Source organism: Allocoleopsis franciscana PCC 7113, from assembly GCF_000317515.1.
Lineage (GTDB): Bacteria > Cyanobacteriota > Cyanobacteriia > Cyanobacteriales > Coleofasciculaceae > Allocoleopsis > Allocoleopsis franciscana.
The window spans coordinates 1,279,201-1,292,559 of record NC_019738.1 but is presented as its reverse complement, the minus strand read 5'-3'; the positions used below and the strand labels follow the sequence as shown (position 1 = coordinate 1,292,559).

Here is a 13,359-nt window from a genome sequence, read left to right as displayed (position 1 = left end):
GTATAGCTAATCTTCGGCTTTAAAAAGCTTGAACTCAAAGTCATCTGCGTCAATTCCCCGTCTCAGTAGAGAGGGTCGCTCTGACGGCTGCGTTTTAGAATATGAACAAACAGCCGAACTGATTCATGCCTCTGTCGCGCTTATTGACGCTCATTATTGGTATTAGCCTAATTCTGGTGCTAATACTATGGCTGATTTATTCTCTTAGCAGCCTATATACCCAAATTGCTTGGACATCTCCTCTACTCGCCAATATTTTGCTCGGTTTGGTGATTGTCCTACTTGGGCTGTTAATTTTTGCCTTTATCTATTATTTGGGGCTATTTGGGCGCTCCAAACGGAAATCACGCCGACGTCGGAGAACACCAAGAGTCCCAGAAGAGAAAACGGAGGCGGCAGAAGAAACCCTGAAGGCGGTGCAAAAACAGGTCACACAGATTCAGGATGAGGTGGCGCGGCAAGAGTTAATCACGCGATCGCGGGAAATTGAATCCATCCTATCGCGGGGAGAAATCCAAGTGGTGGTATTTGGGACAGGTTCGGCGGGTAAAACCTCACTGGTAAACGCCTTGATAGGGCGGATGGTGGGGAAAGTGGGTGCACCGATGGGGACGACGGGGGAAGGAGAGACGTATAGCCTCAAGTTGAAGGGATTAGAACGTCAGATTTTGATTACGGATACACCCGGAATTTTAGAGGCGGGTGTCGTCGGTACCCAACGAGAGCAATTAGCACGGGAACTGGCAACCGAAGCCAATTTATTGCTGTTTGTGGTCGATAATGACTTACGGCAGTCGGAATATGAACCGCTGCGCCGCTTGGCAGAGATTGGCAAGCGCAGTATCCTGGTCTTCAATAAAACTGACCTTTATTCGGAAGACGATCAAGAAACGATTCTGGCGCGGTTGCGGCAGCGCGTCAAAGGGTTTATTGCTGTGATGGATGTGGTGGCAATTGCTGCTAATCCCCAAGCGGTTCGTCTAGAAAATGGCGAAATCTTCCAACCCGAAACCGATGTGATGCCGTTAATCCGACGCCTTGCGGCGGTGCTGCGCTCAGAAGGAGAAGACTTAGTCGCTGACAATATTCTGCTGCAATCTCAGCGCTTAGGGGAAGAAGCTCGACGCTTAATCGACAACCAGCGCAGGCGTCAAGCGGAAAAGGTGGTGGAACGCTTCCAGTGGATTAGCGCGGGGGTAATTGCCGTAACCCCCTTACCGGGATTGGATTTATTAGCCGCCGCTGCGGTGAATGCCCAAATGGTTGTGGAAATTGGCAAAATTTATGGTTGTGAACTGAATATGGAGCGAGGTAAGGAACTGGCGCTGTCTTTGGGCAAAACCATGGTGAGTTTGGGGATTGTCAGAGGTGCGATTGAGCTGCTTTCGACGGCGTTGCGATTGAATGTGGCAACGATAGTGATTGGAAAGGCAATTCAGGGGGTTACCGGTGCTTATCTGACACGAATTGCGGGGAAAAGTTTTATTGAATACTTCCGCAACGACCAAGATTGGGGGGATGGGGGGATTACTGAAGTGGTGCAACGACAATTTCAGCTCAACCGTAAGGATGAGTTTATCAAGGCATTTGTGCAAGAAGCGATGGCGCGAGTGATTAGACCTTTAGAAAGCCAATCGACAGAGCAAGAAGAACCCAATACACCCAGTGATTGGTGAAAATTTCTTTTTTTAACGCAGAGAGCGCAGAGGGGGACGCTGAGGGACGCTGAGGTTTTTGAGTTATTCCAATGCTACTGGAACAGTTTATTAGATCACTGTGTACATGACATCTGAGCGTAGGACATATTTCCTACCCCGAATCACGCGAGCACCCTCATGCCGCAGTTCATGGCGGAAGCACAAAGCCATACCTGTCTCAGGCACTACGGATATATCAGGTATCACATTTGGATCAAGTAATTCAAAGTAGTTGTGGTTTAGATAGAAGCGAGTGTCGCCCCCTTCAAAGCCATCGTTGAGGTAAATCATAAACGTTAATCGGCTATGGTCACCGTTTCTTCGCATATAAGAACCATCTCCATGGGGTGCAAATCGTTGACCGGGGTCGTAGCGGTAGAATCGGAAACGTTCATTTAGTCCGATTGCCGTCCAGTTATCGATTCGGGTGGGAACATACTCAGCGATACGATGCCATAAGTCTGCTGCACGTTGTTCGTCATCCAGGATGACGCGATCGTTATTGCGAACATTGGGAGCCATCATATATTCATCTTGACCGACGGTAAGACCCGCAGGGCTGTAGCCAATGTTCTCCGTTAAGGTGATATACTCCGCACACTCCTGTGGAGATAGAATGTTTGAGACGGTAAAAAGGCGATCGGGAACAAAAACGTTTTTGAGCATTGGATTGTCTGAGCGAATTTTCTACAAGTAGGAAAAAATTTCACACGAAAAAATTGGAGCATCTGATAATTTTTGGATACTCTCCACCTTGGTTAAAACAGAGCTTATATTTCTTTGTACTCTCTTATTGCAGAAGCATAAAAATGAAATCAAGACACCAATGCCAACACCGCCACAGGGGAGCCAGTACCACCCAAGAGACGAATAATACCAATTACTAATATTGTACCGATCGCAGGTAACTGGTCTAAATTAGTCAAATTCTCTAGCACAATGCGAGGCTGTTCTAAAACGAAATGATTGGTAGCCAAAGTTGTATCCTGACCGGAATCCACTCCATGGGTATCAATCCCTACTCCAGCAATCTGGCGTTGTGAAAGTAAAAACTGAGTTGCCTCACTGCCAAAGCCCGGAAAATGCATTTCTCCAGAAGCATCTTGGTTGAAAAATGCCCCCTTATCTGACCACTTGGACTGCCATCCCGTGAACAGCAATACCACACTTTTTAGAGGAATCTGACCGTATTCTTGCTCCCATGCCAGAACATCAGATATTGTAAGCACATAATCAGGATTTGCTGCTGCCTGCTGGCGAATATCAATCACCACGGCGGGAGCAATCAATGACTCGGCTGAGTATTGGTCAATGCTCATGCCTTGGGGATAAAAACTATTAGGCGCATTCATGTGTGTACCGCTATGTTCCCCCATTGAGAAACGCCGCAGATTATAACCCTGTTGCTCCAACTCAGCGACAGTTTCAAATTCTACAGGTGGGTCACCAGGCCAAAGAGGAATGCTGGGGTCGATAATATGAGAAAGATGAACAATTCGCCTGATGGTAATAGTTAAGGGTAAAAAACTATTAGCAGGTAGGTTACTGGGTGATTGACTGTCCATAAGCTTCCCTTGATTGGGGAGGAAAGGAATGAGGAAAAACGATGAAATTCTTACGAATTTTTATAATTGGATTATTGCTCATAGGCTTCATTGCATCAACAAGTTACGCTTTGGAGCAAAATCAAAATCGACTAACGATTGAAGATATTACACTTCAAGTATTTGATCGTTCGACTAATCAACTATCTCCCCTCTCTCCTTTGCCAAACCCTTACGGTATGGATATGGATATTCTTGTCAGTGTTAAGGTTAGGGGAAAGCAAACTTCACCGTCAAACCAAGTAGTCCCACCGCAAAAAATAAGACTTGTGGTTGATGGTAAAGGGTATACAACAGCAGCAACAGGAAGAGTTTCTCCTTGGAAGGAAACCCAAACACGCTCCGTCTTCATTCCGCCCGAAACAGAAATCAGTTATGTACCCTTTTTTATCGAATACAAATGTTATCCAAACGTGGCTTTCACAGCCACTGTTGCAACCTCTAGCCAGTGGAAAAACTTTTCACTACCCTGTGCGGAGTGAGCCTAGTGCATGACGGCAAAAGTTTCTGACCACCTCTGTGCAAGCAGGGGAGCAGGGGAGATTTTAGCTGGTCAGTTATTTCTGCCATGCTGCACTAGATCAAATAAGTTATTCAACGAGAAAATGATTGAATCAAGACTTGAAGCTAATCGGTATTGAAGCGACGATTTTGCATATCCAAAAACTTGAGCTGACGGTAAAGCATCGAAATAAGCGGCAAATCAGTACCGGCGGCTGTGGCAACCCGTAAGGGATTACCCACAATTGCCTCTACTTCTAAGGGACGCCTTTCGTCATAGTCAATTTTCATGCTGGTACGATACGGGGTCATTTTTTCTGTATAATCGAGCATCGTTTGAATAAAGCGATCGCTAATCTTACGACCCGTAGCCGACGCACCGGCAAGCACTTCTCCCATGAGCTGTTCAACGAGCGATCGCGTAGAATTATCTGCCATCAGTTCATTCGTTGTTGCATCCAGTACCACAGAAAGCCCATTGTAGGGAATATTCCACACCAATTTCTGCCAACGAGCCAACAGCAAGTCTTCCGCCAACGTGATGGGGATACTTGCACGCTCAAAATCATCGGCAATCTGACGCATCCGCTGTGTTAAGCCACCGGGTTGATAGTCTGGAAGATATTCGCCCAAGGTAATTTGTTTGTAATCCAGGTGGTGGATATGTCCTGGCTCCACTTTATTGGAACAGAGAAAACACAAACCCCCCATCACCCGTTTTGAGCCAACAAGTTGGGCGACTTCCTGTTCTATCCCCATGCCATTTTGCAGCACTAAAACAACACCGTCGTCTTTGACGACAGGCGGCAGCATGTCAGATAGTAAGTGATTTTGTGTGGTTTTAAGTGCCACAATCACCACATCACAAGCTGGCATTTGGGCAACATCATCATAAGCATTGACGACGGGGAGAGTGAAGTCCCCATCGGCTGACTCAATCACTAAACCCTGCTCTCTAACGTGTTGGTAATCGCGATGTAGCAGGAAGTGAACCTCTAAGCCTACTCGTTGCAGGCAAGCACCGTAGTACCCACCTAACGCCCCCGTCCCCAGGATGGCATAACGGCGATCGCCTTTAGGAGTCGTAGAAATCATACCGTAATTAATTTACTTGATCGCTTTCGCTCCTAGTGGTAAAAGAGTTGGGGGATGAAAGGCAAGCCGATGAAGCGAGTGGTCAGAAGCCATTTCCACGGTTGGCGCTAGCTGACCCACTGGAGCTGGAATCATCTCGCCTCGAAAATCTAATAGCTGAACCAAGATCAGATATGCGATCGCTAGCAGTACAGAAATCGCACCTGTAATAATGGCTACAATTTTTGAGCGCTCCATCAGTTCTCCCTAAACACAAGTTTTATGGTATGCCTTTATCAACCAATGTGCCATAGCACCGTGCATCTACAACATGACTTTGGACTTCTCCGGTCAAAATCTGCGCGGCCGATCTTTCAAAGGACGGAAAGACCTGGTCGGTGCCAACTTTAGCTACGCTGATATCCGAGGAGCCGATTTTACCAACGCCCTGCTCGTGGAGGCTAACTTTAGTCAGGCACAAGCGGGACGCGAACCGGGTTGGGCCATTATTTTACTCGGCGTGTCCTTATTGCTATCGGCTCTATCCGGAGGGGCTTCCGCTTGGGTAGGGGTGATTACAGCAGGCGCGTTAACTCATCCAGAACCCATTCAACTTCTGGCGGGTGTCATTGTCTTAATGACGTTAGCGGTTTTCATGACTATTACCCTCCGCCAAGGTTTAGCGATCGCCAGCTCAATACTAGTCGTAGTAGGGGTGACAGCAGGAGCTGCTTTAGGAACCTTGGGGGCGGGGACTGTTGTTGTCTCCGCCTTGGTTGCCGCTGCTCTTGCTTTTGCGATCGCCCTGGTGGCATCAGCGGCTGGAGCGGGTGCTGGCGCGGGTTCGGCTGTGGTTGTCGCAGGCGCAGCTGCCACGGCAGCGGGTATGAGTGTGGCGATCACGTCTTCTGAAACAACCGCCGTCGCGGGAAGTGTAGCGGCGGCTGTGGCTGTGGCTGTAGCCATGGCTGCCGCTGGATTGTCGGCTTCTGTGAGCTGGAAAGCCTTTGCGGGAGACCCTAAATATACATTCCTTCGCCAACTCACGATTACCTTTGCCGCGATTGGTGGTACTCGTTTTCGAGAAGCCAATTTAACGGATGCCGATTTCACGCAAGCTACCCTCGAAAGCACCAATTTTAGAGGGGCGAATCTGACTCGTACCTGTTGGTTCCAAGCTCAAAAGCTATCCCTGGCTTGTGTGGGAGGGACTTATTTACAAAATGAACAAGTACGGCAGTTGGTGGTTACAGGAGAAGGACAAAATCAAAACTTCGACCATTGCTTGCTACGAGGCATTAATTTGCGGGGAGCCAACTTAGTCGAAGCTAGTTTTGTGGGTGCCGATCTCAGTGAAGCCAATTTACAGTCAGCCAATTTATCCAAAGCCAAGCTCACGCAAGCGCACTTAGATGGAGCTGATTTAACCGGAGCTCGTCTTGTCGCAGCCTGTATTGAAGACTGGGGCATTACAAATGAGACGAAGTTTGATAAAGTCCAGCATGAATATGTCTTTAGGCGACTTGGACAAAAAAGACGACCTAAACCCGATACTCCCCCACCCATTTGATCAGCTGTTGTGCATTTAAATGGGGCTATGAGGTTGGCGAGGGCGCTGGGGAGAGTGGGATGAGAAGGGGTTTTTATTTTGTGCCAGAGGTCTATTGTACTTTTGGAATCTGGTGCAGGGTAATGTGAAGAATCATGAAAAAATCGGCTCTCTGGGTTCTACGCCCCAGTCATTTTCCGGCATTCTCAATCTGTCCTAAGATTGATGCAATGGCAGAATCGACCTATAAATCTTTTCCATAAAACTGCAAACAATCTTCGGACTCGCTCTGTAACCTCCTCAAGGATAGAGTTTGGAAACTTTCTCAGCAGAATAAAAGCTTTATTTAATGATTAGGAATTAGCTGTTATTATTTTTAGGCAAGCCGGATAATTTCGGTTTTCTGTTGAGTTGATGGGAAACAAAAATATGATGCTGAGAACACTCAGGTCTCAGACATCCTGGGAAGTGACCCATGGTTTTTCCGTCGCCCTTTGTTCTTAGCCCATTGTTCGGATGAGACGAAACCTATTGACCGACGCTGTAACCCAACGCTCAGTATTTTGAGCTATTCCCCAGGGGGGTGGACAACAGACGCCACCTCCGAACCAGAGGAAAGAAGGCAAGAGGAGTACAATGAACCTGTTCCCACACAAGAGTAGGGTTTTTACCTGCCAACTGGTATCCTACATAACAACGCTCGCACCATCGTGGGTCAGATTTGAGATGGGTATGCATCAATAAGAGGTCCTATGCAAAAGTCACGTCTGATTTTCTCCCGCTACAATCCTTCACGGCGCACGCAACGGAGAAAACAACTGGCACTTGCTTCTGGTGCTGGACTCTGTGCGCTGATGATTGGAGTAACCCTGTTAGGGACGAAGTATAACAAGCACATACACCAATGGACAATCGGGCTGCCGTTCCAGGAACAAAGCCCCTTGCTGCGGGGAAAACAGGTCAAGACTCCTGTCCTGCAACTGGTATCCCTACCTCCACAAAAGCGTGCAGCACAACTGGAAGCGTTAGCGCAACGGCAGACGGAAACCAGCTTCCCCCTTGGCACCCAATCCCTTGACCACGTTCGAGCGCGTTATCTGTTAGCAGCGGATTTAATTGAGCAAAAACAAGGGGAAAAAGCACTACGCTGGTTGGACGGATTAGAGTGGGACTATCCTGTATTAGCAGGACATATTGCCCTAAAACGTGCACAAGCTTACGAACTCATTGGCAATAAAGCCAAAGCTCGGTCAGCTTGGGAAGATATCCTCAAACGTTATCCGGATCAGCCCGTCGCCGCTGAAGCCCTGTATGCCCTCTCCTCTGGGAATTCCAAATATTGGGAAAAATCCAGTGAGGAGTATACCAGCAATCCCCTGATGGAAATGGCACGACACTGGTATTCCTTCTCGCCCGACGACCCCCAATATTGGGAACAAGCGCTGGAGAAATTTCCATCTCATCCCCGCATTCTGGAAATTGCCCGACAACGGCTTCAGGAAAAACCCAATCAGCCCCAACTGATGGTAGTGGTTGCGAGATATGCCTTTGACTCACCAGAAATTACCCCAATATTAAATCGACTGGTCAGTCAATATGGCCGCTCCCCTAGAAAGAGAGACCGTGAAAAGATTAAACCAGACGATTGGGAAGCGATCGCACTCGGCTACTGGAATGACCGAAAATATACTCAAGCCAGTACCGCTTACGCCCAAGCCGAATACACCCCCCGCAACGCCTACCTATCCGCTTTGGCAATGCAGTATGCCCACAAGCCGCAATCGGCTAAACGTGCCTACAAAAAACTGGTGCGTGACTTTCCCAAAGCCGAAGAAGCAGCGAGTGCCGTCATTCAACTCGCCAAACTTGAACCCAATGAAGAGACAATTCCTAAACTTGACCAAGTCATTCAGCAATTCCCGGAGCGAGCCGGTGATGCTTTGCTAGCCCGCGCTGACATTCTAGACCAATTGGGCATTACCCACGCCGCCAACCAAGCGCGTGAATTGTTACTTACCCAACAAGGGAATTCCGACGCAGCAGCAGAATATCGCTGGCAGATGGCTCAAGTAAAGGCCAGGGATGGAGACATCCGAGCCGCCTTGCAATGGGCACAACCGATTATGGTATCCAACCCCAACAGTGAGCCAGCTCGTGAGGCGGGTTTTTGGGTGGGAAAATGGGCGAGTAAGCTAGGACTTGGGAAAGAAGCGAAAGTTGCCTTTGAGCAGGTGATTGCCAAATACCCACAATCCTACTACGCTTGGCGCTCGGCTGTGCAGCTAGGATGGAATGTTGGAGACTTCCGCACTGTGCGAAAGTTCGACCCGCAAGTGGTGTTGCCTGTCACACGACCCGAACTGCCTGTGGGTTCTCCAGCCTTGAAAGAACTCTACCAGTTGGGTCAAGACAAAGACGCTTGGACTCTTTGGGAGGCCGAATTTCAAAACCGCCTAGAGCCAACCGTAGCCGAACAGTTTACCGATGGCATCCTGCGCGTCGGGGTAGGGGATTATCTAGAAGGAATTTCCAAAATTGCCAAACTAGAGGATCGAGATACCCCCGAAGAGCAAGCTCAGTACCAGGAAATCAAGCAACAACTCGCTTACTGGCACACCTTATATCCCTTGCCATTTGCCAAGGTTATTGAAGAACAGGCACAAAAGCGCGATTTGAATCCCTTGCTCGTGACCGCTTTAATTCGGCAAGAGTCTAGATTTGAACCGGATATTCGTTCCAAGGCGGGTGCCGTTGGCTTAATGCAGATGATGCCCACTACGGGAGCTTGGGCTGCTAAAAACCTGAAATTAGACCAATATGCTCTAGAAAACCCCAACGACAACATCAAGCTGGGTACTTGGTTCCTCGACCAAACCCATCGGTCATTTAAAAATAATTCCTTACTCGCTGTTGCTAGTTACAACGCCGGTCAGGGAAACTTGTCGAGATGGCTAAAACAAGAACAGTGGATGGACCCCGATGAATTTGTCGAAGCCATCCCCTTTGATGAAACCAAAGATTATGTGAAGCAGGTGTTTGGCAACTATTGGAATTACTTGCGGCTGTACGATCCTCAGGTCGCTCATCAGTTGGCTCAGCACTCTGCGAGCTCATCGATTGCCATGCGTCGCTGAAAATAAGCATAGGAGGGGAACAGGGGAAAAGCAGAGTACCGTTCCCTAGGAGTGGATTTGCTGAATTGACACAAAAATCGGCAAAATAGGGAATCATCAGACTTAAGAAACATGCGCGATTGATGACACCAGGATGGATTCTACTGCCGACTTGCCAGCCCCACAAATTGTTGTAGACAAAATACCCGTTGTTCAGACTTCTGAACTGAGAAAAGTCTATCGCACAGGGTTCTGGTTCAATCAAAAAATTGAATCCCTAAAAAACTGTACCCTGACGGTTTATCAGGGAGAAACCTTTGGTTTGCTTGGCCCCAATGGCGCAGGCAAGACAACCTTATTGAAGACATTGTTGGGGATTGTACGTCCAACATCAGGACGTGCCTGGTTACTCGGAAGCCCCATCGGCAATATATCGGTCAAGCAGCGAGTTGGATATTTGCCAGAAAATGCCTACTTCTACGACTCTCTGACAGGCTGGGAGTTTTTGCAGTTTGCGGCACAGCTATTTGAAATTCCACCCGATATTCGACAGCAGCGGATTCCTCTACTGTTGGATTTAGTGGGATTGTCTAAGTTAGATGCCCGGAAAAAGCAGATGCGGCAGTATTCTAAAGGAATGCTCCAGCGAGTTGGGATGGCGCAAGCTCTGATTAATGACCCAGAACTGGTGTTTCTCGATGAACCGATGTCTGGACTTGACCCCATGGGACGTTACCAGATGCGGGAGATTATTCTCTCACTCAAAGCCCAAGGTAAGACGATTTTCTTTAATAGTCATATTCTGTCGGATGTGGAGAAAATTTGCGATCGCGTTGCTATTTTGGCTCAGGGAGAATTAATTTGTAGTGGTTCCCTCAATGAGCTACTAGGCACTAGTGAACTTTATCACGTCAAAGGCAAAGGCGGTAATTTAGATATCCTGAAACGCTGGGTTAAGAATGTAGCCTTTGAGGCGGATTCCTGGTACGGTCAATTGCAAGGTAATCCTCAAGAATTCCTCGCCACTGTTCGCCTGATGGATGCCAAACTGATTACCATGAACCTCGAACGTTACACCTTAGAAGCGTTTTTTATGCAGCAGTTGCAGCAACGGGGAATAACGACCCCTCATTGATTAGAGTTGGGTACAAGAGTTGAACCTTGGCAAGACGCTACGCCCTACGCACATGCTACACAAGCGCCGAACAACCTTTAACTCAGTTCCAAGTCCAACCTTTGAAAGATGCCTATTGAGCCAAAACTGCTGTAACTCTTAAACAGGACACTCTTTTACATAGTAAAAAACTTATGGCTGACATCGTCGAGACTGCCGCCAACGCCGGTACGTTCAACACGCTAGTCAAGGCGGTTAAGGCTGCCGATTTGGTAGAACTCCTGAAGGGGGATGGTCCCTTCACTGTCTTTGCACCTGTTGATGCGGCGTTTGAGCGAATGCCAGAGGGAACATTAGAGCAATTATTACAGGATATCCCGACGCTCAAAAAAATTCTCGCTTATCACGTTGTCCCTGGGGATGTGAGGAGTGATAACCTCGTCGAGATCGATGAAGCCCCAACGGTTGAGGGTTCAGTCCTTGTGATTGATAGCTGCAACGGCTATAAGGTCAATCAGGCGATTGTATTGCAACCTGATATTCTCACCGACAATGGTGTGATTCACGCGATTGATTCAATCCTGATGCCAGCCATGATGGAGTTCTAATCGTTGTCTCAATTACCTCTAGTTAAACTGCAACAGAGTCGAAGCCGATAACGGCGTAATTCATGTTATCGACTCTGTGCTGCAACCTGCCATTCACCAGAAGTGATGAGCAACCTCTTGGTTGTACTGAATTTAATTCAAAGGAGGCACCTGATGGATTGGTACCTCCTTTCTCTTTTTGCTGATGTGTCAATCAGCTAGCTGACGCCAAGATACAGCCACTGCGAGGGGTAAGATTCAGTGCTAACTGTGGTGATTCGCCTTCACTCGTCCAAGATACCTCAGCATTACCGTAGAGCATCTTATTCGGTTGGGACTGTAAACCATCGACTGGAAGACTGGCACTAGCCGGTTCAGTTCCGGTATTAACAGCAACGATCAGTTCTTCTGCTCCCAAAATCCGAGCGAAGACATAAACCGTTCCCTCAGCATAGAGTACCTGGTAGGTACCTGTACGCAAAGCAGGGTGGGATTGACGCAGAGCAATCAGTTTTTTATGGTAATCTAAAACCTCACGCTCCCAATGGGTTTCCATCGGAAAGCCACGACGAGAGTCTGGATCGAGACGACCGGGTAAGCCTACCTCATCACCATAGTAGATACTCGGTGCACCGGGAAACGTCAACAGCAGTAGGGTGGCTAACTCTACACTGGGTTTATCACCTCCAGCAATTGAAATCAGCCGCGCTGTATCATGGCTAGCCAGCAAATTGAGTTGGGTTAGCTGAATCTCCCAGGGGTATAGTTGCAGCAATTCTTGGATTTTCTCACCATATTCCTTGGCAAATAGCGGGGGGTAGGGATGATAAGAACGGTCTTGTACTTGCTCAATGTCCACGCGATCGCCTGCGGTAAAAGCAATGGTGGGTGCTGTAAACAGGTAGTTCATCACCCCATCAAATTGGGTACCATCCAGCCATTCCCGTGAATCTCCCCAGACTTCCCCAACAATATAGGCTTCAGGATTGATGGCTTTAACGCGATCGCGAAATTCTTGCCAAAACCCTGGCGTTTTAATCTCAAATGGCACATCCAAGCGCCATCCATCGATGCCGAACTTAATCCAATATTCGGCAATTTCCATGATGTATTCCCGCACTTCTGGGTTGTCATGGTTGAATACTGGCAAGGCTCGATTTCCATCCCAACCTTCATAGTTAGCCGGGAATTCACCGTTATACGCAGATACTGGCCAATCGTGAATTTTGAACCAATTCACCCAAGGCGAATGAGGCCCATTTTCCAAAACATCGTGGAAAAAGAAAAAGCCACGACTAGAGTGGTTAAATACCCCATCCAAAACCACCTTAATCTCGCGTTGGTGGCAGGCATCTAGCAATTCTTTAAACGCAGGATTTCCCCCCAACATGGGATCGACCTGATAATAATCGTGGGTGTGATAGCGGTGATTGCTCGCGGATTGAAAAATGGGGGTGAAGTAAATCGCGTTAATGGCTAAATCCTGCAAGTAGTCCAGTTGCTCCATCACACCCCATAAATCTCCCCCCTTGTAGCCTTGGAGCGTCGGCATATCGTTCCAGTCTTCCCAAGAGGCATTTTTTAAAAGCCACTTGCGAGGTTGCTGGCTTCTGGCAAAGCGATCTGGAAAAATTTGGTAGAAAACTGCATGTTTAACCCAATCTGGCGTTTGAATCTGCATAGATGATTCACTAGTATTCCATCACCAGATTAAAGATAGTCGCCATTTTCTGTGTCGAACTTCTGGTAGAAAATCATTGAGCCGTTTGTCAAAGAGTACCCTTAAGGGTACCTTCAATCGCTCAAAACATTTTCCAGAATAAAGAGTAGTTACTAAAACAGCTTCTTAGCACCTAAGGTGATAAGCAAACCTGATCGTTGGCAAAAATATGGTGGAGCAGCTTTCAAAACAACATTTCTTGGCAAGCTATCAACTATAAGGGGGCTGTCCACCATCAGTACGGGAAATTCATGCTGTGTTAACACAGAATGGGTCTACATCAACTGTCATCTACTTCCGCGATCGGCCTACGGCACCCGCAAAGCGGATCGCCTTCATCACTGGGGAAAAAGGCTCTGAACCCCTGACAGAGACTCGCTGTCTTGGCAAATTCCCGCCC

Annotated in this window: 11 protein-coding genes and 1 pseudogene; 7 read left to right on the top strand and 5 right to left on the bottom strand. The window is 47.9% G+C overall.

Features of this window, described 5'->3' with window-relative positions; all coding sequences use genetic code 11:
- Window positions 1-125: 125 nt before the first annotated feature.
- Window positions 126-1,676, top strand: a complete 1,551-nt coding sequence (locus MIC7113_RS05430) for a YcjF family protein (protein ID WP_015181174.1) — start codon at window positions 126-128, stop codon at window positions 1,674-1,676.
- A 90-nt stretch (window positions 1,677-1,766) separates the two neighbouring features.
- On the opposite strand, the gene MIC7113_RS05425 is transcribed toward MIC7113_RS05430, so the two are convergent.
- A complete protein-coding gene (locus MIC7113_RS05425) occupies window positions 1,767-2,363 on the bottom strand; it encodes a 2OG-Fe(II) oxygenase (RefSeq protein WP_015181173.1) in 597 nt (198 codons plus the stop codon).
- A gap of 149 nt (window positions 2,364-2,512) precedes the next feature.
- The gene (locus MIC7113_RS05420; protein WP_015181172.1) at window positions 2,513-3,262 is read right to left on the bottom strand and encodes a cyclase family protein; all 750 of its coding nucleotides are present in this window, start codon (window positions 3,260-3,262) and stop codon (window positions 2,513-2,515) included.
- 41 nt (window positions 3,263-3,303) lie between these two features.
- On the opposite strand from MIC7113_RS05420, the gene MIC7113_RS05415 reads away from it, so the two are divergent.
- A complete protein-coding gene (locus tag MIC7113_RS05415; protein ID WP_015181171.1) occupies window positions 3,304-3,783 on the top strand; it encodes a hypothetical protein in 480 nt (159 codons plus the stop codon).
- A gap of 145 nt (window positions 3,784-3,928) precedes the next feature.
- Here MIC7113_RS05415 and MIC7113_RS05410 read toward each other — a convergent pair whose 3' ends face one another.
- Window positions 3,929-4,897 carry a putative 2-dehydropantoate 2-reductase gene (locus MIC7113_RS05410; protein WP_015181170.1) on the bottom strand — a complete coding sequence of 323 codons (969 nt, stop codon included), beginning with the start codon at window positions 4,895-4,897 and terminating at the stop codon, window positions 3,929-3,931.
- 12 nt (window positions 4,898-4,909) lie between these two features.
- Window positions 4,910-5,134 carry a hypothetical protein gene (locus MIC7113_RS05405; protein WP_015181169.1) on the bottom strand — a complete coding sequence of 75 codons (225 nt, stop codon included), beginning with the start codon at window positions 5,132-5,134 and terminating at the stop codon, window positions 4,910-4,912.
- Between the two features lie 73 nt (window positions 5,135-5,207).
- On the opposite strand from MIC7113_RS05405, the gene MIC7113_RS05400 reads away from it, so the two are divergent.
- The 5 genes and pseudogenes from MIC7113_RS05400 to MIC7113_RS39175 form a co-directional block, all read left to right on the top strand.
- Window positions 5,208-6,446: a pentapeptide repeat-containing protein gene (locus MIC7113_RS05400; RefSeq protein ID WP_015181168.1), complete on the top strand. Its 1,239-nt coding sequence runs from the start codon at window positions 5,208-5,210 to the stop codon at window positions 6,444-6,446.
- 731 nt (window positions 6,447-7,177) lie between these two features.
- Window positions 7,178-9,559 (top strand): lytic transglycosylase domain-containing protein, encoded by a 2,382-nt coding sequence (locus MIC7113_RS05395; protein WP_015181167.1) that lies wholly within the window; start codon window positions 7,178-7,180, stop codon window positions 9,557-9,559.
- Window positions 9,560-9,692: 133 nt separating this feature from the next.
- Window positions 9,693-10,673 (top strand): ABC transporter ATP-binding protein, encoded by a 981-nt coding sequence (locus tag MIC7113_RS05390; RefSeq protein WP_015181166.1) that lies wholly within the window; start codon window positions 9,693-9,695, stop codon window positions 10,671-10,673.
- Between the two features lie 173 nt (window positions 10,674-10,846).
- Window positions 10,847-11,260, top strand: a complete 414-nt coding sequence (locus tag MIC7113_RS05385; protein WP_015181165.1) for a fasciclin domain-containing protein — start codon at window positions 10,847-10,849, stop codon at window positions 11,258-11,260.
- A gap of 31 nt (window positions 11,261-11,291) precedes the next feature.
- Window positions 11,292-11,366 (top strand): annotated as a pseudogene (locus tag MIC7113_RS39175) (fasciclin domain-containing protein); the annotation flags it as partial.
- A gap of 87 nt (window positions 11,367-11,453) precedes the next feature.
- Here the strand turns inward: MIC7113_RS39175 and MIC7113_RS05380 are convergent.
- A complete protein-coding gene (locus tag MIC7113_RS05380) occupies window positions 11,454-12,920 on the bottom strand; it encodes a glycoside hydrolase family 13 protein (RefSeq protein ID WP_015181164.1) in 1,467 nt (488 codons plus the stop codon).
- Between the last annotated feature and the right edge of the window lie 439 nt (window positions 12,921-13,359).

Bases quoted from the DNA above. Each gene is read 5' to 3' on its own strand.
- MIC7113_RS05410 (WP_015181170.1), bottom strand. From the start codon at position 4,897: ATGATTTCTACGACTCCTAAAGGCGATCGCCGTTATGCCATCCTGGGG.
- MIC7113_RS05405 (WP_015181169.1), bottom strand. From the start codon at position 5,134: ATGGAGCGCTCAAAAATTGTAGCCATTATTACAGGTGCGATTTCTGTA.
- MIC7113_RS05425 (WP_015181173.1), bottom strand. From the start codon at position 2,363: ATGCTCAAAAACGTTTTTGTTCCCGATCGCCTTTTTACCGTCTCAAAC.
- MIC7113_RS05415 (WP_015181171.1), top strand. From the start codon at position 3,304: ATGAAATTCTTACGAATTTTTATAATTGGATTATTGCTCATAGGCTTC.
- MIC7113_RS05420 (WP_015181172.1), bottom strand. From the start codon at position 3,262: ATGGACAGTCAATCACCCAGTAACCTACCTGCTAATAGTTTTTTACCC.
- MIC7113_RS05380 (WP_015181164.1), bottom strand. From the start codon at position 12,920: ATGCAGATTCAAACGCCAGATTGGGTTAAACATGCAGTTTTCTACCAA.
- MIC7113_RS05390 (WP_015181166.1), top strand. From the start codon at position 9,693: ATGGATTCTACTGCCGACTTGCCAGCCCCACAAATTGTTGTAGACAAA.
- MIC7113_RS05395 (WP_015181167.1), top strand. From the start codon at position 7,178: ATGCAAAAGTCACGTCTGATTTTCTCCCGCTACAATCCTTCACGGCGC.
- MIC7113_RS05385 (WP_015181165.1), top strand. From the start codon at position 10,847: ATGGCTGACATCGTCGAGACTGCCGCCAACGCCGGTACGTTCAACACG.
- MIC7113_RS05430 (WP_015181174.1), top strand. From the start codon at position 126: ATGCCTCTGTCGCGCTTATTGACGCTCATTATTGGTATTAGCCTAATT.
- MIC7113_RS05400 (WP_015181168.1), top strand. From the start codon at position 5,208: ATGACTTTGGACTTCTCCGGTCAAAATCTGCGCGGCCGATCTTTCAAA.